The following is a 20865-nucleotide window of genomic DNA, read 5'->3' as shown; positions in this document are numbered from 1 at the left end:
CCTGCGCCCACATGGTCACAAGCTCGTGACCTTGCCCCTTGAGGGAGGCAAAGCAGCTTCCGCTTTGCCTCCCAGGAAGGACCTCCCATGGTTCGCCCGGAATCAGTCGGCCCCTTCCGCGCGCCCAGTGGTGGCCTTTGCAGAACGACAGGAGACATACATGTCCGCGCTTCGCGCCCGGCTGTCGGCGATACTGCTCGCCGCGTGCCTGCTCTTCACAGGCCAAGCCTTGATCACACCGGACCGGGCGGCCGCCGCCGACCCGGGCTACCTGATGACGCACTTCATCGGGGAGGGGTCGAACGGTCAGCAGATCTACTTCTCGTACAGCACGGACGGCCTGAACTGGACTGAGCTCAACGGCGGCGGAATTGCCCTTCGCTCCACGGTCGGCACGAAGGGGGTGCGCGACCCCGCACTGGTGAGATCCCCGAACGGTGACAAGTACTGGATCATCGCGACCGACCTGTGCATCAGCTGCGGGCAGAACTGGGAGGCCGCCGTGTACAACGGCAGCCGCAACCTGGTGGTGTGGGAGTCGACAGACCTGATCACCTGGTCGCAGCCGTGGCTGCTCAACGTCGCCGGCGCGATCCCCGACGGACGCAACGCATGGGCGCCGGAAGCGATCTGGGACCCGGCCTCCAACGACTACGTCCTGTACTGGGCGACGAACAAGCCGGTCGACGGCGTAAAGAAGCACCGCATCTACTACGCCCACACCAGCGACTTCCATTCCATCACCACCCCGCAGATCTACATCGAGCGCCCCGGCATGCAGGAAATCATCGACACCCAGATCGTCGAGATGCCGGCCGGCGTCGGCAACTACCGCTACCTGCGGGCCTCCGGCGACGGGCAGATCACCCTCGAAGGCAGCAACTCGATCCTCGGCACCTGGACCAATCTCGGTGACCTCTCCGGCATCGGCCTCACCGGCTCCCAGGTCGAGGGCCCGATGTGGATGAAGTTCCGCGACCGCAACGAGTGGGCGCTCTACCTCGACCAGTACTCCTCCGGACGCGGGTACGTGCCGGTCACGACGACCAACCCCTCCGCCCCCGGCACCTACCGGATTCCGGCGTCGGGAACCTACTCCATGGGCGTCACGAAGAAGCGCCACGGCTCGATCCTGAACCTCACGGCCGCCGAGGAGTCCCGCGTGCTCGCACGCTGGAGCGACATCCCGGCCAACCGGCTCCAGTCGTACAACTTCCAGGACCGGTACGTGCGCCACACCAACTTCGACGTACGCATCGACCAGAACATCACCGGCCCGGACGCCCAGTTCCGGCTGCGGCCCGGCCTGGCAGGCACCGGCACCGTCTCCTTCGAATCGGTGAACTATCCCGGCTACTTCCTGCGCCATGCCGGATACGACTTCCAGCTGGTCCGCAACGACGGCACCGCCCAGTTCGCCGCGGACGCCACCTTCCGGCAGGTCGCCGGACTCGCCGACTCGACCTGGTCGTCGTTCCAGTCGTACAACCACCCCGACCGCTATATCCGCCACTACGCCTACCAACTCCGCCTCGACCCGATCACCACCGCGACAGGACGCAGCGACGCCACCTTCCGCGTGACGAACTGACCCGCACCGACAGGGACGCCGGCGCCTCCGCGAGAGCGCCGGCATCCCCTTTTCGTTCTGCGGATTCCACCACCGGGCGAAAGACGGTTCTGCACGTGATATCGAACAGCGTTCGCAAGAGTGGGCAGACACCAAGGGGCCAAACAGGGCGCGTCAATACATCCGACACGGAGCAGCGCGAGCCTCACTTCTCGACGGCGGGAAGACGCTCCGGATACTCGTGTGACAAGTGTTGACGGAGAGAGGTGCAGAACTTATCTTCTGGCCGAGCTTACGAACGGTGTTCGATATATCGACACAGTGTGAAGAGGCGTCCGCCGCACCAGACCAGCACCAGAGGGAGTACTCCGTGAGACCTACGCTCAGCCGTCGAACGGTCCTCGGCATGATCGCCGGCTCGGCCGCCGCCACCGTCACCGGCGTCTCGACCGGTACCGCCCACGCCGCCGTGCCCACCTCCCCCGGTGTGACGTACACGAACACCATCGCCGAGCAGCGGGCCGACCCGCACATCTTCAAGCACACGGACGGTCTCTACTACTTCACCGCCACCGTCCCGGCGTACGACCGCATCGTGCTCCGCCGCGCCACCACGATCCAGGGGCTCACGTCGGCCGCCGAGACGACCATCTGGACGAAGCACTCCACCGGTGAGATGGGCGCCCACATCTGGGCTCCGGAGATCCACTTCATCGACGGCAAGTGGTACATCTACTTCGCCGCCGGCGCCGCCAACGACATCTGGCGGATCCGGCCCTACGTCCTGGAGTGCACGGCCGCGAACCCGATCACCGGCACCTGGACGGAGAAGGGCCGTATCGCCCTGCCGCTGGACACTTTCTCCCTGGACGCGACGACCTTCGTCGTCAACGGCACCCGCTACCTCGCCTGGGCGCAGAACGACCCGGCCGTCGGCCGCGGCACCAACATCTATGTGGCGCGGATGTCCAGCCCGTGGACCATCACCGGCACACCGGTCATGATCAGCCGGCCGACCGCCTCGTGGGAGACCGCCGGAGGGGAGACGGTCAACGAGGGCCCGGCCGTGATCCAACGGGGCGGCAAGGTCTTCATGACCTTCTCGGCCAGTGCCACCGACGCCAACTACTGCATGGGCATGCTGACCGCGTCCGCCTCGGCCGACCTGCTCAGCGCCTCGTCGTGGGCCAAGAGCGCCGGCCCGGTCTTCACCAGCTTCGCCGCCACCAGCCAGTACGGTCCCGGGCACAACCAGTTCACGGTCTCCGAGGACGGCAAGTCGGACATCCTCGTCTACCACGACCGCAGTTACAGGGACATCAGCGGTTCCCCGCTCAACGACCCCAACCGCCGCACCCGCGTGCAGAAGATCTACTGGAAGGCCGACGGCACGCCCGACTTCGGCATCCCGGTCGCCGACGGCCTCACCCCGGTCCGGCTCTCCTCGTACAACTTCCCCGACCGGTTCATCCGGCACTGGGAGTACCGCGCCAAGATCGAGCCGAACGTCTCCCCGCTGGCCGACTCGCAGTTCCGTGTGGTCACCGGTCTCGCCGGCAGCGGCACCGTCTCCCTGGAGTCGGCGAACTTCCCCGGCTACTTCCTGCGTCACAAGAACTCCGAGGCGTGGGTGGACAAGAACGACGGGACGGCGCAGTTCGCGTCCGACGCCTCCTACACCGCCCGGGCCGGCCTCGCGGACTCCGCCGGAGTCTCGTACGAGTCGTACAACCTCCCGGGCCGCTACATCCGCCACTACAACTACCTGCTGTACGTCCAGGCTCTCAGTACGACGACCGACCGGGCCGACGCCACCTTCTACACCCAGTGAGCAGGCGCGCCCGCCCGTCACTTCCGCTCTGTCGTCCGGACGGGGAGAGGCTCGACCGAGCGCAGGTGCTCCCTCAGCCACTGCTCGGTGTTGCTCACGTGCAGCAGTGCGGCGGCCTGGCTGAGGGCGGCATCCCGGGTGGACAGCGCGTTGAAGATCGCCTCGTGCTCGGCCAGGGTGCGGCCGGAGATCCCTTCCAGGAGAGTGAGGAGGGCCTCGTTGCCCGTGGCCGAGACGACGGCGCGGTGGAATGCGGCGTCATGGGCGTTGAGCTGCTCCACGTCGTCGCAGGCCTCACGCATGGCGTCCAGGTGCCGTTTCACTTCGGCCAGCTGGGCGTCGGAGATCCGGGTGGCGGCAAGGGCCGCAGCCATCGGTTCGAGGAGCCGCCGTACTTCCATGAGGTCCTGAAGGGCGACCGGGCCACCTTGGAGCAGCTCCACCGCACCCCCGAGTCCCTCCAGGAGCAGGCTCGGCTGCAGGCTGGTCACATAGGTGCCGTCGCCCCGCCGGACCTCCAGGACCCGCGCGACGGCCAGTGCCTTGACCGCTTCCCGGGCGAGGTTGCGGGACAGTCCCAGCTGGGCGGCCAGGTCCGGCTCCGGTGGGAGCCTCGAGCCGGGCGGCAGCGCACCGGTCCGGATCAGCTCACGGATCTGCTCGATGGCCTTGTCCGTCAGAGACACCGCGCATCCTCCCCCACGGTGCCCCGCGAGCACGTCCGACCGGATCAACCCCTGAGTGCGAAGATCGTCCCAGAGGCCGTGAGGGACGGGCTGATTATGGAGTTGCACGTTTCGTCGCGGCGGGCAGGGTGGTCCCGTGCGCCTCGCAGACCTCGGCGATCGCCCGAGCGCGGTCGACCAGGGCCGGCGGTGCGTCGCGGCAGTCGTACTTCATGCCCTCGGCGGGCCGGTCCCGGGAGAGCAGTCCCGAGTTGAAGGCCCCCACCGCCACCACGCTCTTGCCCAGTTCTCGTGCGGCGGGCAGGACGTCGTCCAACGCCGACTGGTCCAGGAGTGTGTAGCGCCCGGCCGGCATCACCACGTCGGCGGCGTCGTACCGATCACACCCTGGCGGCCTGCCGCCAGTGGTCGTCCGGATCGTGCAGGTAGACGATGTCGAGGCGGTCCAGGCCGGTGCGCTCAAGCGTGTCCTCGATGGAGCGGAGCACGCCGTCCGGCTGAAGTCCCACGAGGAGATGACGTACTCGTCACGCTGGCGGCCTCGCAGGGCGGCACCCAGACGGCGCTCGGAGAGATCGAGGTTATGAACAGCTCGTATGTCTCAGGCCCTCTCCTGTCTCACGAACGTCCAGGTGAGGAACAACGATGATGTACATCGGACCTCGCAGGTTGCTGTCTCAGAGCACTCCAAGAACCGTAGCCCGTTCGTGACCTACGGCAACAAGGCAAGGCCCCGCAGCGGCCCCTGCACCAGATTGACCTGCGGGCTTGGAGTCCCAACGAGCTACCGGAGTCGGCGGACGGGCGCCGCGATCATGTTTTCACGCCTACAAGGCGTTCCCCGACAGGGACCAGAAGGACTGACCTGCGACATCACCTGGGACCAACTGACGAGTGCCGGGCTGGCAGTTGCGGCGCTCGGCGGACGGCGGGCGGCACGTCGACGTGGGGGTCTACGGCGACTACGCCTTCGTCAACCGCGGTTACACCGCCGGCCTCGATGCCTCGGACCGCTGGCAGGAGAGCCGGACGCCCTTCGACCTGTCCGCCCGCATCCGCCTGCGCGTCCTCGTCGACCGCACGTCCGTCGAGATGTTCGTCGACGACGGCCGGTACGCGTACTCGACCGTGGTCTACCCCGACGTGTCCGACACCGGGCTGGCCCTGTTCACCATCGACGGGCAGGCGGTGTTCCGGAACATGGTGATCCGGGAGTTCGCGGTCTGATCCGACGGGGGGTGGCCGGTGGGATGGCCGCGACGGACGAGGTCGGCGGCGGCGCCCGGCGCGCCGGGGCTCTCGTCGAGGAACAAGCGCGAGGGCCGCACCGGGCGCGCTCGGTTCCGCGTCGGCCGAGCTTCGGGGCCACGAGGTGGGGCGGGTCCCGCGTGAGGCAGCGGCCGCTGGGGCGTGATACGGGGGCTTCGGCTCAGCGTGACAAAATGGGGGGCCATTCGTCCGTCCTTCGATGCTGCGAGGTTCTCCGTGAGCAAGCACGTGGCCCGCGAGCCGCTGCGCCGTAATTCGCGGTCCAACCGGGCGCGCATCCTGGCCACGGCCCGTGAGGAGCTGGGGCGGAACCCCGATGTCACGCTGGAGGAGCTGGCGCGGGCCGCCGGGGTCGTCCGGCGCACCCTCTTCGGGCACTTCCCGGGGCGGGCGGCGCTGCTGGAGGCGCTCGCCGAGGAAGCCGCCGAGACGTTGCGGAACGCAGTGGAGGCCGGGCCGGAGCCGGGGGAGTCGGCCGAGCGGGCGTTGGCGTGGTTCGTACTCCGGATGTGGCCCGTGGGCGACCGCTACCGCATGCTGCTGGCGCTCACCCGGCGGGACCTCGGCTCCGAGCGCGTCACCGAGGTGCTCGCGCCGGCCCGGGAGGCCGCCATCGGGATCCTGGAGCGCGGGCAGCGGGACGGCGTCTTCCACTCCCATCTGCCGCCGGCCGTGCAGAGCGCAGGCCTGATGGCGTTGATCGTCGCTCTGGTGGAGTCCGTCAACACCGGCGCGCTGGAGGACGACGGGCACCGGATCGCCACGGCCACCCTCATCGCGGCCGGCGTGCCGGAGGATCGGGCGAGCGCGGTGGTCGAGGAGGTTGCGTCGGCGATGGCTACGGCTCTTCCGGCCCACGGCACCTGATTTCTCTCCGGCCGACCCGTTCGACGAGGTGTCCCGGGCGTCGTCGCGGCGGAAGGTGATCGACTTACCGGAGAAGTGGGCGGTGAGGCCCTGCTCCGTGGTGGTGACCGAGCACAGTCGGAGGCCGTCGGGGATGTTCCGCGACGCGATCGGCTCGGCGAAGACCTGGCCGAGCAACTTCTCACCGGCCTCGGGCAGGGCGACGCGGCCCGCGACCTTGAAGTCCTTGAAGGTGACGCGGCTGCCGGAGGCCGCCGAGACGGTCGTCGTCGCGGTGACCTCGAAGCCGAGGGTGGTCAGGACGCGGGCGCGGATCCGGTCGGAACCGTAGCCCCGGGTCAGTTCCAGGCCTAGGGCGTCGGACAGGTCCGCGTACGGCAGGAAGACGGTCGCCTCCGCCGAGCGGGCCCGGGCCTCGCTGTCGTCGTCCGACTTCGTCAACCCGTCCATCCGCAGGGCGAGTTCGGTCACCGGCAGCGGGCGGTCGGAGCCGTCGGCGGGTTCGTGCGAGTACGAAAACTCGCACTCCTGGTCACGGTCGTGCTCGGGGCGGGGGCGGACATATGTGTGAGTGCGAGTGGGGTACGGGCACGGGTTTCAGACGGGACTCGGGGGCGACCCGGACTTCCGTACGTGATCGACCTTCGCGGCGGCGGTGTCCGGGGCGACTCCGGCGGCGATGAGGGCGGCGGTGGCGGCGCCGGTGCCGTCGTCGGACCACAGGCCGCAGTCGGCGCAGTCGAGCAGGGCCAGCAGTTGGGCCTCGATGGCTCGGGTGAGCGGGTCGGTCGGGATGGTGGTCTGGAAGACGCCCTGTCGGAGGCCGTGGGCGAAGACCCTCGTGGCCATGTCGCGGGCGGGGGTCAGCAGTTCGTCGACGCGTGCGCGTGCGAGGTCATGGCCGCGGGCCAGCCGGATGAGGGCGCGGTAGCGGTCGCCGACGGGCCACACCGTGAGGATGAATCGCGCCAGGTCCGCGACGGCGTCGGGGGTCGGGGCCGGGGCACCCGCGACGGCGCGCCGGATCGCCTCCGCGGCCTCGACGGACAGGCCCTCGACGAGCGCGGCCCGGCAGGCGAAGTGGACGTACACGGTGCGCCGGGCCACACCGGCGGCGGCGGCGATGTCCTCCAGGCGGCTGTCGGGATCGCGGGTCAGTTCCCGCCGAGCCGCGTCGAGGATCCGGGCACGGGTGGCCCGCGCGTCCCGACGCTGCGCCGAAGTCGAGGTCGAAGTCGGCGAGGGGGACGAAGTCGGAGCAGGAGGGGGCGGCGTCTCGTGGGGCCGGGCCGGAGACCGTCTCGGCCTCGTCGTCGGTGTTCGTGCTGGTCGGCTGGTCACGTCGGTACCTCGAGGGCGGGTGGGAGGAGGGAGTCATCGCGATATTTGCACAGCGATGGGCAATAAACTAGTCTGCACATCGACGGGCAATTAAGCGCTTCCGCTTGCCCCGCCCCGTCCCTCTCAGGAGCTACTGATGCCCTTCCTTGCGAACACCCCCGTGGAGAAGATGCCCGGGCCGTACGCGCGGCGCTGGTGGGCGCTGCTCGTGCTGTGTCTGAGCCTGCTGATCACGGTGATGGCGAACACGTCGCTGATCGTCGCCGCCCCCGACATGACCACCGACCTGGGCTTGAGCAGCAGTGATCTGCAGTGGGTCGTCGACGGCTACACCGTTCCGTACGCGGCGCTGATGCTGGTGCTGGGCTCGATCGGCGACAAGTACAGCCGGCGCGGCGCGCTGGTGCTGGGTCTGCTGATCTTCGCCGGCGGTTCGGTGATGGGGAGCATGGTCGACGAGACCTCGCTGGTCATCGCGGCCCGCGCGATCATGGGTGTCGGTGCCGCGGTCGTGATGCCGGCCACGCTGTCCCTGGTGGTCGCGACCTTCCCCCGGAGCGAGCGGGCCAAGGCCATCACCGCCTGGGCCGCGACCTCCGGGCTGGCGATCGCCGTCGGCCCACTGGTCTCCGGCTGGCTGCTTGAGGACCACTCCTGGGGCTCGACCTTCCTGATCAACGTGCCGATCGCCGTCCTCGCCGTGTTCGGCGCGCTCGCCCTGGTACCGCCGTCCAAGGCGGAGGGCATGGGCCGGATCGACTACGTCGGTGGGCTGCTGTCGATCGTCACCGTCGGCTCCCTGATCTACGCCGCCATCGAGGGCCCGCACTCCGGCTGGGGCACCGGCCCCGTCACCGCCGCCGTGGTCGCCGGTCTCGGTCTGGTCGCCTTCGCCGCCTGGGAGCTGCGGCACCCGCACCCGATGCTGGACATCCGAAAGTTCGCGCTGCGACCCTTCAGCGGCTCGATGCTCGCGGTGCTGTTCTTCTTCTTCGGTATGTTCGCCGTGATCTACTACTCGACGCAGTTCCTGCAGTTCGTCCTCGGCTACGACGCCCTGGACACGGGTGTACGGCTGCTGCCGCTGGCCGGTGCGGTGTTCCTCGGGTCCGTAGTGACCGGGCAGCTCGCCCCGAAGCTGGGGGTGAAGGCGATGGTCGTGACCGGCATGGCCGTCGGCACGGCGGGCATGTTCCTGCTCACCCAGATCGACAAGGGGTCGACGTACGGAGACTTCCTGGCGCCGATGATGATGCTGGGCCTCGCGCTCGGACTGAGCATCTCCCCGGCGACCGACACGATCATGGGCTCCTTCCCCGAGTCCGAGCTGGGCGTCGGCGGCGGTGTCAACGACACCGCGCTGGAGCTGGGCGGGGCGCTGGGCATCGCGGTGCTGGGCTCGCTGCTGGGCACGGCCTACCGGGACGAGCTGACCGACCTGGTGGGCAACCGGCTCCCGGCGGAGGCGATGGAGACCGCCAAGGACTCGGTCGGCGCCGGCCTGGCCGTCGCGGAGCGGGTCGCGCAGGATCCCTCCGCCGGGCCCCAGCAGGCCCAGGCCGCCGTGGACGCCGTCCACCAGGCCTTCGCCCACGGCGTCGCCCAGACCAGCCTCATCGGCGGGATCATCATGGCCGCCGGAACACTGATCGTCCTCGCGGTCCTGCCGGGCCGGCGCGGGTTCGCGAGGAAGAGCGCCGAGCCGGGGGCCGGGACGGCGGCGAGCGAGGCGGCGACTGTGCGGGAGCACGCCGGGTCCACCCGCTAGATCGCCGGCGGAGCGTCCACTGGATCGCCGGGGACGCGTCCGCCAGGTCGCCGGGCGACGCGTCCGCCGGATCGACCGGCTCTGGCGGGAATGGTCACCCGGCTACGAGCTGCCGGACGCGGAGCGTGCCGCGCTCAGGGAAACCCTGGGTGCTCCAGGAGTCCTGACCGAGATCCGGGGCTACTACCGCCAGTTGTTCACGCCCCCCGCGGACGAGGCGCCCCAGTCCCTGCAAGCCCGGGCGAGCGGTGCCCTCACCGTCCCGTCGCTCTACCTCCACGGGGCCGACGACAACTGCATGTCCGTGGAGTTGAGCGACGGCATGGACGACCTGTTCACGAACGGCCTCGAACGCATCGTCATACCCGGCGCAGGGCACTTCCTGCACCTCGAACAGCCCAAGACGGTCGCCGACCACATCGTGGGCTTCCTGAACGGCTGACCCCCTCCACCAACCACCCAGAACTCGAAGGGCTGACCGAACCATGACTGACAAGGAAAGGCAGGAAGCCATGGCTGTGACGACTCCTCCGTACACGAGCGACGCACTGGCCGAGGAAACCGTCGACGCGGTGGTGATCGGCGGGGGCGCCGCGGGGCTGAACGGTGCACTGATCCTCGCCCGCTCCCGCCGCTCGGTCGTCGTGATCGACAGCGGCTCCCCGCGCAACGCGCCCGCGGAGGCCGTGCACGGCCTCCTCGCCCTGGACGGCACCCCGCCGTCCGAGATCCTTCGACGGGGCCGGGAGCAGGTGCGCCAGTACGGCGGACGCGTCGTGGTCGGCGAGGTGGTCTCGGCCGAGTCCGCCGCCCCGTCGGCGGACGGGGACCTGCGCTTCACCGTCACCCTGGCCGACGGCCGCCGCATCACCGCTCGCCGCATCCTGGTGGCCACCGGCCTCACGGATGTGCTGCCGGAGGTGCCCGGGCTCGCCGAGCACTGGGGGGACAGTGTGGTGCACTGCCCGTACTGCCACGGCTGGGAGGTGCGCGACGAGCCCATCGGCGTCCTCGCCACCGGACCGGTCTCCATCGAGCACGCGTATCTGTTCCGTCAGCTGACCGAGGACCTGACCTACTTCACCCACGGCACCGACCTGGACGAGGACAGCCGCGCCCGCTTCGCCGCCCGCGGCATCCGCGTCATCGACACCCCGGTCACCGAGGTCGTCAACGACGCCGACGGTGCCCTCGCCGGGGTGCGCCTGGCCGACGGCCAGGTCGTGGCCCGCCGCGTAGTCGCGGTCGCCGCGCAGCTGCAGGCCCGCACCCAGGGCCTGGAAGGTCTGAGCCTGCCGGTGCAGGACCTGCCGAAGGGCCGCGGTTTCGCCTCCGGCACGGCCGGCGCCACCGAGGTGCCGGGTGTGTGGGTGGCCGGCAACGCCACCGATCTGGTCGCCCAGGTCGGGGCCTCCGCAGCGGCCGGCGTACTGGCCGGCGCCGACATCAACAGGATGCTGACCATCGCGGACACCGACGCCGCCCTCCGGGGGATCGCCGAGGTAAGCCCAAAAGCGGCCACAGGATGATCTTGAAGCCCCCGCCATCGCTCGATCGAGCGGTAGGCCTCCCCGTGGTCAACGCCGTGGCCAGCGACTACGGGAAGACCGAGCTCGGCTAGTCGCGGTCTTGGGCGGCAGAGCCGTCACCCGTCGGCGTCCGAGGCGCTTTTTCAGAGTGAGGTTCTCGGCGTACAGGTTCGCCGTCACTGTGGCGAGGGCCTCAAGTTTGTTCTGGGTCTGGTCCGCCTGCTCCCTCGCCTCACGAAGTTGCTTGCGGAGCTTGGCGATTGTCTCGTCGCGCTGGACCTCTCCGGGCGTACGCAGGACGGGGGCGGGCGACCTTCGCGTCCCACTCGGCGAGGACGTCTTCGGCGCGGTGCACGGTCGCGTGGCTGACCTGAGCTTCGCGGGCGAGGTTCTCCTTGGTGAGGGCACCGTCGGTGTGCACGGGCTCGCCGGCCAGCAGCCGGGCCATGGCCGCCCTCAATTTGTCGGCGGACGCTGCGGATACCGGCATCAGGCCCGGCCTTCCTCTTCGAGTGCGCGGGTGATGCGCTGGACATCGGCAAGGCGGACGAAGACCGCCTCCCGTCGTGGTGGTGACAGCCGCGGGTTCGTGGACTGGGCGGTCAGGTCGTCTTCTTCGGCGACCCAGCACCCGTTCGTCGGCGATCTGCGCCCTTAGTTGCGGGTTGTTGTTGATGGTGTCGATGACCTTGTCGAGACCGGCGTGGAGGCGGGCGGCGCCGGGACCGACGGCGACGCGTTCGCCGCGTTGGCGGCCGCGGAGCAGGTCCACGAGTTTGCGGGCGGCGGCCTGCTGCAGTTCGGTGTCGAACTCCTTGGCCCAGCTCGCGTCCATCTGTGCGTACGCCTGGGTCGTGCGGTTGGCCAGTGCCCGGCGGGCGGCGTGCTTGAGCTGCAGGCCGAGGGCGATTTCGGAGTCCGGTTCGCGTCCGGCGAGCTGCGACATGGTCTTGCGGAACATGTGCGAGCGCACGTGGGTGGATGGGATCTTGGCCAGGCCGTGGCGGTGGGCGATGGTGTTGACGCCGTTGATGAAGAAGTCGATTTCAGTTTCGGAGTGGATCCCGGGCTCGGTGTGGGTCTGTTTGCCGACAGGCGGGCGCAGGGCTGCGAACAGGTGGGTGGGGTGCCAGGCCAGCTGCTCGAGGACTGCGAGCGCCTCGGCGACCGGCTCGATGATCCACCAGTACAGTTCCGGGCGGGTGGGGTCCAGCTTGGTCTTTCGGGACCGGACGGCTGGGGAGCCGAAGTAGGTCCGTACGGCGTCGCGCTGGATCTCTTGAACCTCCGAGTCGCGCATCAGAGTCAAGGCCGCAACGAAGACGTAGATCGCGGCTCGGAGCATGTGCAGTTCGAAGGCGAGCTCGATGGCACTGATCTGCGTACGCCACGGCGCTGACGTTCCGCCCTTGCCTTGGACGTGCGCGGCGTCCGGGCACTGGAGTGGGTACGCGCGCCAACCGGACCACACGTCCGAGTCGACGGGTATCCCGCGTCCGTCGGCCACAGCCTGCAAGACGAGGCGGGCGCGTGCCGCCCCGGTCCGGTTGCGCCGGTCAAACCGCTTGGCGTTCCGCTGCCGGTGGACGTCAGGTGGGGTGGGTCCCCAGATCATGCGGGCGGCCACCGCCCAGATCGGCTCCCCGGCCGTCCCGTACTCGTCGGTCGCGTACACCGGCACTACGGTGTTCGGGTCGGCGAGCCACCGTCGTACGTTGTCGTCCAGCTGCTCCTGGGTGACGCCCGCACTGGTGCCCGGTGCGATGTAGCGCGGCCCGGCGGGGCCCTTCCCGCGACCCACGGTCGCCTTGACGGTCGCGACGCGGCCTTTGCCGATCGCGGCCTGAACGGTGGCTCGCCGCTTGCGGGGCCGGCCGCTCTGGTTGTCGGCGAAGATGTTCACGGTTCTGCCGCCGGTGACCATCTTGCTGAGCGCGGTCCACATCGGGGTGCCAGCTGCGACGTTGCTGTAGGACACCTCGTGGACGGGCACCGCGTTGCCTGGCGTTCTGAGCCACTTCTTCAGCAGGGCGTCCGTTTCCTCCGGGCGCACCGGCCGGGCTTTGGTGGAGCGCGGCTGGTCGGCGGGAGCCTCCTGCTGGGCGAAGTGGTCGCGCCAGCGGAAGTTATCCGAGGCGAAGATGTGGATGTAGGTCCAGGCGCCGCGCAGCAGCGGCCACCAGGTGTCGGGCGGGATGGCCGGAGTGGCGAGCGTGTCGCAGCTGGGGGCGTCCTCGTCGTACACCTTGGCGGCGACGCTCGCGGCGGAATCGTCGCCCCAGGGGTCGTCGAAGGCGCTGATTCCGGTGAGGACCGGGGCGAGTTGGCGCAGGCGGCGGATGGTCGTCACGTGGAAGGCGACGGTCTTCACCCTCTCGACCTGGGAGGCCTTGTGGGCGATCTCGTCATTCCAGTCCTCCGGGTCCCATAGCCCCAGGTCGGTGGGCAGGCCTTGTTCGCGGCCCCAGTCCATGATCTTTCTGATCTCCATCATCGAGGGGCGGATAGTGGCCACGGACAGCGGGATGGCGGGCAGGAAGATCAGGGATTGCCGCAGGACGGGGTGGGAGGGGTTGAGGAGGGCGAAGCAGTACTCCCGTAGCTGCAGGTTCATCAGTGGGTCGTTCAAAGGGAAGACGAAGCGCCACTCGCAGGGCTTTCGGCTGGCGGGCCGGCCGATGCAGTCGGCGGGCCACCGGTGGATGTCTCCGAACAGTGGCACCACGATGTTGTCGAGAAGCTGGTAGCCGCCGTAGCTGAAGACCTTCTCCTCGTCGCGGAACGCCGAGGAGGCGAGCGCCTTGGGTGCGGGGCGGGCCATCATCGGTCGAACTCCGTCCTCATGCCCAGGGGGAGGTCCAGGCGCAGGCCGAGCTCGGCGATCTCGCGGCGTGCCACGGGGATGAGTTCGGCGCACTCCTCGAAGACCTCCGCCAAGGCAGCGGCCTGCCGGCCCCAGAGGGCCTGCCAGTGGCGCGGGGTGAGGTTGGCCCGCATGTGCTCGATGTGCTCGGACAACAGGAGAAGCCAGGCGCATCTGCGAGTCGAAGAAGTGGAGTTCCTTCCTTCAGTGCCCCCTTTCGCGACACATACGCGAAGGCGTCGAGATCCACCCCTGGCGGCGCCTCGTAGAAGCGACGAACCTTGCTGCATGACACAAAGAAGAAGTCCATCCCACACCACCGCGATCATGAGACATCCAGGCGGAGTGGAACCTAACAGCCGCACCTGAGGCCCCATGTCACTCGGGGATCACGACTGAGACATCTGGACTTCCTTTGCATAACCGAGGCCGTAGTGCGGTGCGGTGTCGAAGTACCGCAGGCCGGCTTCCCAGGCGCCAGCAGCGCCGCCGCTCCCCGTCCTTGCACGGCGTGCTCCCGGGATACGGGGGTGGGGGCGCCGGTCAGCGTCTGACGTGGGCCGTTCCGCCCGCGATGAGCGCCTCGACCTCGGCGAGCGAGGCCATCGAGACGTCTCCGGGCGTGGTCATGGTGAGCGCGTCGTGGGCGGTGCCGTAGGCCAGAGCCTGCTCCAGGCCGGCGCCGGCCAGCAGTCCGTGGATCAGGCCGACGGCGAATCCGTCGCCGGAGCCGATGCGGTCCAGCACCTGCAGGCCGGGCATCCGCGGGCCAGTGACGAAGCCGGTCTCGGTGGACCAGGCGGCCGAGGACCAGTCGTTGACGCCGGCCGACGGCATATCGCGCAGGGTCGTCGCCAGTACGTTCGCCTCGGGCAGCAGGCCGGCCACCTCGGCGAGCGCGTCCTCCACCTCGTCGTCCCCGATGCGTGTCTGCCCCGGGTGCGTCCCGGCCAGGCCGAGGGCGCCCACCACGATGTCAGCGTGCCGGGCGAGCCGTAGGTCGACCTCTCGGGCCGCCCCGGCCGGCCCACAGGCTGGGGCGGTGGTTGGGGTCGTAGGAGACGGTGACGCCACGGCGGCGGGCCGCGGCCATGGCCTCGTCCGCGACGTCCACCGTGGTGTCGGACAGGCCGGCGCAGATGCCGCCGATGTGGAACCAGCGCACCCCGGGCGAGCGTGCCCTCCGGGTCGGCGATGCCGATCTTCCAGCCGCGCGGGGTGCCGGCGGGCAGGAACTGCACGAACTCGTTCACGTGGCCGATGGCGAGCAATCCGGTGTCGAGCACCCGCGGGTCCTGTGCCTGCTGGGCCTTGAGGATGGTGTGCGCGGACAGCCGCGAGCCGTGCCAGCCGGTGATGATCCGGCCCGCCGGGTAGGACTGCTCGGCAAATCTGCGCTGGTCGGGATCCTGCCGGCCGCGGTCCACGACCAGCGCCTGCTCGACGCGCTGAAGATGGTGCTGCGTCAGGACCGTGGCGGCACACAGCATCACCTCGTCCATGGAGGTGCGGCCGCCGTCGGTGACGGTGACGGTGAACCGTACGGTGATCCGGCCGCCCCAGCCCTCCCGTATGACGTCCCGCCCGTCCAGGCCCGGGACCGTGCGCAGGGGTGCCAGGTATTCCGGCGTCCGTACGACGTTGTCCTGGGCGTCGTTGCAGGCCTGGAGCCGGGCATGGGACAGCCGGCGGCCGTCCGGCGTCCTGGTCTTGCAACGCCGGTCCGTGTCACCGAGGTTGGGCAGGAAGATCGCACCTCGCCCGCTGTTCCACGCCGCCTTGCCCGCGACATCGGAATCCCCGGTGACGTCGACCGCCCCGTCCCGGTTCACATCGGCGCGAATGTCCGCCCGTACGCCCCGGGTGTCGGCGGCCACGGCGGCCGGCACCGTGCCGGAGACTATTGCCAGGGCTCTCGCCGACGCAGGCGTCGTCTTGGGCCCGACTGTATTCATTCACCCGCTCCTCTCGGCCTTGACCCGCACCTCCATCCCATCGCGGCGCCCGAAGCCGCTCACTCCCCCGACCAGCGGGACCACCCCCGCCGACAGGCCGGACTCCGACCATCCGAAGCGGGACGCGTTGCACCGACGGCGGCACCGTTGCCCGGAAAACTGCACCAAATGCTCAGTCAGACAGGCAGGCCGCTCGCATCAGGCAGCACACCTGGTGTCGTGAGTGATCTCGACGCCGACCATCCGCGCTCCGCCGCGCTCTATGCGCCGGCGAAGGAGCCGCTCCTTGCGGCGTGACCGCTGATCGCGGCTCCGACCAGCCGGCTCTCGAAGGACCGCAGTATCTGTTCGAGAACCGTCGCGTCGAACGACGTCGCATCCGTCCCGAGACTGATTCCGGCCGTCTCGGACATGCCCCACACATCGAAGGAGAGGTTTCCGGAGTACGCGTCGACGGGTTTGGGGAATCGTCGGTAACGGCTGGATGCCATGGCTCGGTCGAGGTCCTGCGGTGCCCTGTCCGCGCGAGCCCGGATCAGCGTGCGGGGCGCTATGGGGCGGACGTTGACCACGTACGGGTTGTGTGCGGAGCGGCCCAGTTCGGCGGAGACCTCGTCCAGGGATCTGGCGTAGCGGTCGGGCTCTCGCAGGCTGACGGAGGAGGATCTGACGAGTGCCGCGTCGACGGCTCGGCACAGCGCCGGGAACCGGTCGCTGCCCAGGGACGTGTCGACCGGGACGAGGGCCCTGCCGGCGATATGGGCCACCGCCTCGCGGGCGAAGGTGGTGTGCCGGTTGGGCATCACGGTGTTGAACACGCAGGTGCCGATGCCGAGGTGCTCGGCGAGCGTGCGCGCGTATGCGGCTTGCAGGACGGCGGCCGCGGATGTCCGGTACTGCTTCGCCAGACCGGCTGCCGCGAGGGCGACCGCCGCTGAGTCGAGGCATACGAAGTTGTAGACGGCGGCCCTGTGGCCCGGGGGCGCCTGGAGTTCGGGCATGGCGGACCGACGGAGCATGGCCCGGTCATGGGTGTCGACACGATGGGCGTGCCGCCGCCCCGAGGGACTGGCTTCGAAGCTCGCGATCTGCCGCGGCTGCCACCCCGAGCAGAGGTCGGCGCCCGGATCGGCGGCCAGTCGGGCTATGTGTTCGGCCGCGATCCGAGCGCCCGTCGTGTCCACCGAGAAGTGGTGCAAGGACAGCGCGATGTGGATGGGTCTGCCGTCCACGGTGATGACGGCGGCCCGCAACGGCAGGTCGTCCGGGGCGAATCCGGGCTCGGCCAGTCGGAGCGTGAAGGCGCTCAGCTCGTCGTAGGTCGGCGGGGCGTCGGAGGCGTACTCGTCGACCTGGAGCACGCCGGAAGCCACGACGACCGCGCGCGGGTGCCCGTCCGCGTCACGTGGATAGAGCGTGCGCAGCGCCTCGAAGTGAGCCATGACCGCAGCGAAGGCATGCAGCACCGCGGACATGTCGGGCCGGCCGTGCAGTGCCCGCCCCATCCGTACGTTCCTGTTGCGGGGTCCGTGGAGATGGGGGTGGCATCCTTCGCGTTCATGGGCCTTCTGCGACCAGGTCAGTTCATGCTCTCCGGCGGTGCCGGCGACGAAGACGACGTCATGGCGTGCGGTCTGTCGCATACCCGCCCCGGCCCTCCTCCGGTACGGACCCCGATCCTCCACACCGTCCGGCAGCACGACGACGCGGCCGGAGCCCGGGCGCCCCCTGTTCAGGCAGAGGATAGATCCGCGCGGGCCGCGTGCGTCAATGGTCGGAGCGTGTGGAACGCGGCGGCGGACTGTCTTCTTGCCGCGTCCCACCGCTCCTTACCGCGTCCCGTCGCTCCTCACGACGTCCCGCCGGCGATCGCGGCCAGGTGGACACCGCCCCGCAGAACGAGATGCAGATCGTGCACCCCGGTCACCTCCTCCGGTATCCGCGCGCTGACCGTGCGCCAGTCGTACCGGCCGTCGGTGCCGGTGGTGACACAGAGGGCGGCGAGCAAGGTTCCGGCACCGGGAGCGCCGTCGGCGTAGATCTCGACGGTCGCGTCCTCTTCCGTCGCGCACGACACCTCGGCCGTGATGACCCGCGGCCCGTCTGCCGGGCTGCCCAGGTCGACTGAGCCGTAGCGCAGTGCGCAGTGGATGTCACCGGTCGCCGGGGTGACCGCCTCCCCCTTCTCCCGGGTGGCGTCGACGAGCGTGCCGCCCTCGCACTCGTCGAAGTCGACGGCGGCCAGTCGTCCGCCGAGGAGGGTGCGGGCAGGGAGCGCCGGCCCCGTCACGGTGAGGGGCGCTGTCAGGGCGATGGCTTCGGCCGAGTGCCCGATCAGGATCTCGTACGGCCCCGGGTCCACGGCGAGGGCGCCGGCCGAGACGGACCAGTGGGCCAGGGCCGCGACGGGCAGGTCGAACTCCAGCCGCCGCCGTTCACCGGGGGTGAGGGAGACCTTGCGGAAGTCCGTCAGTCTGCGCCTGGGCGCGCGGTGGCGGGCGGCGAGCGCGCGGGTGTAGAGCTGCACGGTCTCGGTGCCCGTGCGCGGCCCGGTGTTGGTGAGCTCGACGCTCACGACCAGGGTGTCGTCCTGCGCCGCTTCCCGGGCGGACAGCCGCAGGCCGGAGTAGGCGAAGCTGGTGTAGGACAGGCCGTGCCCGAAGGGGTACAGCGGTGCGGCGTCGTGGTACTGGTACGTCCAGCCGGCGCTGATGATGTCGTAGTCGAGGCGGCCGGGCAGCGGGTCGTCGCCGCGGTACCAGGTCTGCGGGAGCCGTCCGGAGGGTTCGGCCTCGCCGAGCAGGATCGCGGCGAGTGCCCGGCCCGTCTCCTGCCCGCCGTGGGAGGTCCACACCACGGCGGGCAGGTGCTCGTCCGCCCAGTCGACGGCGTACGGGTAGCTGCTCATCACGACCAGTACCGACTCGGGACGCTCGGTGGCGACGGCGCGCAGCAGGGCCTCCTGCGCGGGCGGCAGTGAGATGCCCGCACGGTCCTCGGTCTCGCGGCCGTTGATGTGCGGGTCGTTTCCGAGGACGACCACGGCGACGTCCGCCGAGGCGGCGGCCGCGACGGCTTCGGCGATTCCGTCCCTGACGACCGTTCGGGTCCAGCGTTCCGCCTGCTCGGGGGCTTCGGCAGAGAGGGTGACGCGGCCGGTGGCGGGGTCCACGGCGGCGTAGCGGCCGTTGCTGATGTTGCGCAGCAGTTCCGTGCCGTCCGGCTGGGGTTCCAGCCGGAAGGTCTCGTGGACGAACCAGCCGTTCGGCTGCGTCTGGTCGGCGGCGAGGGTGAGGTCGCCGTCCTTGAGGGTGACGTAGCGTTCCGTGCAGGCGTTGCGGAGGGTCAGCACACCTTCACCCCAGTCGAACAGGTCGTGGCAGGCGCTGTCGCCCGCTTCCTGCTCGTCCGAGTGAGCACCGGCCACCATGGGCCCGCCGGGGTCGAGCGCCGGCACGCGCAGGAGGCCTCCGGTGGAGGCGGCGCGCAGCGTGATCCGGTCGACTCCCTCCGCACGGACCGCTTCGGCGCCGCGCTCCTTGAGGGCCGTCTCCAGGCCGGTGGCAATGGTGATCCGGTACGGCATGGTGCCGCTGTACCAGTCCTCGAAGAGGGTGTCCGCCAACGGACCGACGAGCGCGACGCGCCCGCCAGGGGCCGGTGACAGCGGCAGTGCGCCGTCGTTCTTCAGCAGCACCACCGACTCCGTGGCGGCGCGCAGGGCGAGCGCCCGGTGGGCGGGGCTGTCCACGACGTCGTCGCGGATGCCGGCGTAGGGGTCGAGGTCCGGATCGAACTCGCCGAGGCGGAAGCGTATCGACAGGTGGCGTCGTGCGGCGCGGTCGATGTCGTCCTCGGTGAGCAGCCCGCGGTCGACCGCCGTGCGGAGCCTGCCGAGGGTGATGCTGCCGTCCTCGTCCAGTTCGGTGATGCTGTCGACGCCGGCGCGTATGGCCGCCGCGTGGGAGGTGGGGTGGTCGTCGAAGTAGTGCTCCGATTCGGCGAGGTTGGTCACTGCTCCGGCGTCGCTGCAGACGAACAGCTCGTGGCCGGTGGGCTCGGCCCAGCGCCGTACCTCGGTCTCGAGCAGTGGACTGACATGGCAGGGGCGGCCGTTGATGAGGTTGTAGGCCGGCATGACGCCGGTGGCGGCGCCGGACGCGATCGCCGGGCGGAAGGCGGCGAGGTCGTATTCGTGCAGCACCCTGGGCGGCACCACGGAGGAGGTGGTGTCGCGCTCGTCCTCGTTGTTGTAGGCGAGGAAGTGCTTCAGGAGCGGTGCGGTGCGCAGATAGACCGGGTGGTCCCCGGCAAGACCGCGGCAGAAGCTGACGGAGAGCCTGCCGGTGAGCAGCGGATCCTCCGCGTATCCCTCCTCGTTGCGGCCCCAGCGGGGGTCGCGCAGCAGGTTCACCACGGGGGCCCAGACCTGGAGGCTGGGCCGGCGACCGTCGGCGGCGGGGCGCTGGTGGAGGGCGCGGGCCTCGGTGCCGACGGCCGTGGCGACCTCGTGCAGCAGTTCCTCGTCCCAGGTGGCTCCCAGGCCTACCGCCTGCGGGAACACGGTGGCCGGCCCCAGCCAGGACACGCCGTGCAGGGCTTCGGTACCGGTCTTGAAGGGGGCCAGTCCGAGACGCGGGACTCCTGGTGAGTGCTGGTAGAGCAGCTCGATGCGCTCGTCGAGGGTCAGCCGGGAGATCAGGTCGTCGACTCGCCGGGCGAGGGGTAGTGCGGGGTCACGGAACGGCAGGTCGGTGGTCGGCGGCTCGGGGAATGCGGCGGCGGTACTCACCTGAGAAGTCCCTTGCAGGAGGTCGACGGAGAAGGCATGGGAAGCGTGGGCGACTGCGGAGCCGGGCGGCGTACGGCTTTTGTCGATCGCACTGTCGCGGAGAGTCGAAGCGCTTCGACGTTGACATGACGCTGAGTCGTGTGTCAATCACAGGTCGCCCAGCCGTCACGAGTCGCTCTTCCGGGGTCGGCGTTCCTCTTTGAGAGTTCACCTAGAAGGCCAGCTCACATGGGGCAAAGCCGCATGGAGGGCGGTGCGTGCTCTCACGCCCGACCGTGCCTGTTATCGAAAAGTGACCTTGGGGGCCCGTTGTCACCCACGGAAATACGGCCTTAGTCTCACCGAAACGTCGAAGCGCGTCGACTCGAACAGCCGCCGGTGTGGCGGGCGCCGC

At 69.9% G+C, this 20865-nt stretch carries 12 protein-coding genes and 5 pseudogenes; 7 read left to right on the top strand and 10 right to left on the bottom strand.

Translation table 11 applies throughout. The features are described from left to right. Nucleotides 1-160 precede the first annotated feature (160 nt). Nucleotides 161-1591, top strand: a complete 1431-nt coding sequence (locus ACZ42A_RS18050) for a glycoside hydrolase family 43 protein (protein WP_468528179.1) — start codon at nucleotides 161-163, stop codon at nucleotides 1589-1591. A 385-nt stretch (nucleotides 1592-1976) separates the two neighbouring features. Then, nucleotides 1977-3401 carry a family 43 glycosylhydrolase gene (locus ACZ42A_RS18045; protein WP_468528448.1) on the top strand — a complete coding sequence of 475 codons (1425 nt, stop codon included), beginning with the start codon at nucleotides 1977-1979 and terminating at the stop codon, nucleotides 3399-3401. 17 nt (nucleotides 3402-3418) lie between these two features. Here the strand turns inward: ACZ42A_RS18045 and ACZ42A_RS18040 are convergent, their stop codons facing one another. Both ACZ42A_RS18040 and ACZ42A_RS18035 read right to left on the bottom strand, forming a co-directional pair. After that, entirely contained in the window at nucleotides 3419-4087 is a 669-nt protein-coding gene (locus ACZ42A_RS18040) for a FadR/GntR family transcriptional regulator (protein WP_468528447.1), read from the bottom strand. 30 nt (nucleotides 4088-4117) lie between these two features. Further along, nucleotides 4118-4673: pseudogene (locus ACZ42A_RS18035) on the bottom strand (aldo-keto reductase family protein); the annotation flags it as partial. A 274-nt stretch (nucleotides 4674-4947) separates the two neighbouring features. On the opposite strand from ACZ42A_RS18035, the pseudogene ACZ42A_RS18030 reads away from it, so the two are divergent. Both ACZ42A_RS18030 and ACZ42A_RS18025 read left to right on the top strand, forming a co-directional pair. Next, nucleotides 4948-5314 (top strand): annotated as a pseudogene (locus ACZ42A_RS18030) (GH32 C-terminal domain-containing protein); the annotation flags it as partial. Between the two features lie 258 nt (nucleotides 5315-5572). After that, a complete protein-coding gene (locus tag ACZ42A_RS18025) occupies nucleotides 5573-6223 on the top strand; it encodes a TetR/AcrR family transcriptional regulator (protein WP_354747006.1) in 651 nt (216 codons plus the stop codon). A gap of 135 nt (nucleotides 6224-6358) precedes the next feature. Here ACZ42A_RS18025 and ACZ42A_RS18020 read toward each other — a convergent pair. Next, nucleotides 6359-6673 (bottom strand): annotated as a pseudogene (locus ACZ42A_RS18020) (LmeA family phospholipid-binding protein); the annotation flags it as partial. A gap of 147 nt (nucleotides 6674-6820) precedes the next feature. Beyond that, nucleotides 6821-7405 (bottom strand): TetR/AcrR family transcriptional regulator, encoded by a 585-nt coding sequence (locus ACZ42A_RS18015; protein WP_468528446.1) that lies wholly within the window; start codon nucleotides 7403-7405, stop codon nucleotides 6821-6823. Nucleotides 7406-7700: 295 nt separating this feature from the next. Here ACZ42A_RS18015 and ACZ42A_RS18010 point away from each other — a divergent pair, with 295 nt between their 5' ends. The 3 genes from ACZ42A_RS18010 (at nucleotide 7701) to ACZ42A_RS18000 (ending at nucleotide 10861) form a co-directional block, all read left to right on the top strand. Further along, nucleotides 7701-9332 (top strand): MFS transporter, encoded by a 1632-nt coding sequence (locus ACZ42A_RS18010; protein ID WP_468528178.1) that lies wholly within the window; start codon nucleotides 7701-7703, stop codon nucleotides 9330-9332. Then, nucleotides 9301-9774, top strand: a complete 474-nt coding sequence (locus tag ACZ42A_RS18005) for an alpha/beta fold hydrolase (RefSeq protein ID WP_468528445.1) — start codon at nucleotides 9301-9303, stop codon at nucleotides 9772-9774. The genes ACZ42A_RS18010 and ACZ42A_RS18005 overlap by 32 nt, the downstream gene beginning before the upstream one ends. Before the next feature lie 70 nt (nucleotides 9775-9844). After that, nucleotides 9845-10861, top strand: coding sequence for an NAD(P)/FAD-dependent oxidoreductase (locus ACZ42A_RS18000; protein ID WP_468528177.1), 1017 nt, complete (start codon nucleotides 9845-9847; stop codon nucleotides 10859-10861). Nucleotides 10862-11093: 232 nt separating this feature from the next. Here ACZ42A_RS18000 and ACZ42A_RS17995 read toward each other — a convergent pair whose 3' ends face one another. The 6 genes and pseudogenes from ACZ42A_RS17995 to ACZ42A_RS17970 form a co-directional block, all read right to left on the bottom strand. Beyond that, nucleotides 11094-13685: a hypothetical protein gene (locus ACZ42A_RS17995; RefSeq protein WP_468528176.1), complete on the bottom strand. Its 2592-nt coding sequence runs from the start codon at nucleotides 13683-13685 to the stop codon at nucleotides 11094-11096. Beyond that, nucleotides 13682-13879, bottom strand: a complete 198-nt coding sequence (locus ACZ42A_RS17990) for a hypothetical protein (protein ID WP_468528175.1) — start codon at nucleotides 13877-13879, stop codon at nucleotides 13682-13684. The genes ACZ42A_RS17995 and ACZ42A_RS17990 overlap by 4 nt, the downstream gene beginning before the upstream one ends. Nucleotides 13880-14267: 388 nt before the next feature. Further along, nucleotides 14268-14898: pseudogene (locus tag ACZ42A_RS17985) on the bottom strand (PfkB family carbohydrate kinase); the annotation flags it as partial. A gap of 61 nt (nucleotides 14899-14959) precedes the next feature. Next, nucleotides 14960-15214, bottom strand: a pseudogene (locus ACZ42A_RS17980) (protein-arginine deiminase family protein); the annotation flags it as partial. A 725-nt stretch (nucleotides 15215-15939) separates the two neighbouring features. Further along, the gene (locus ACZ42A_RS17975; protein WP_468528174.1) at nucleotides 15940-17322 is read right to left on the bottom strand and encodes a condensation domain-containing protein; all 1383 of its coding nucleotides are present in this window, start codon (nucleotides 17320-17322) and stop codon (nucleotides 15940-15942) included. A gap of 206 nt (nucleotides 17323-17528) precedes the next feature. Continuing rightward, nucleotides 17529-20471, bottom strand: coding sequence for a glycoside hydrolase family 3 C-terminal domain-containing protein (locus ACZ42A_RS17970; RefSeq protein WP_468528173.1), 2943 nt, complete (start codon nucleotides 20469-20471; stop codon nucleotides 17529-17531). Nucleotides 20472-20865 lie beyond the last annotated feature (394 nt).

The sequence above is a fragment of the Streptomyces sp. NPDC030838 genome (assembly GCF_055572035.1).
The sequence above is the reverse complement of the archived record's forward strand: the minus strand, read 5'-3'. Positions and strand labels throughout refer to the sequence as shown.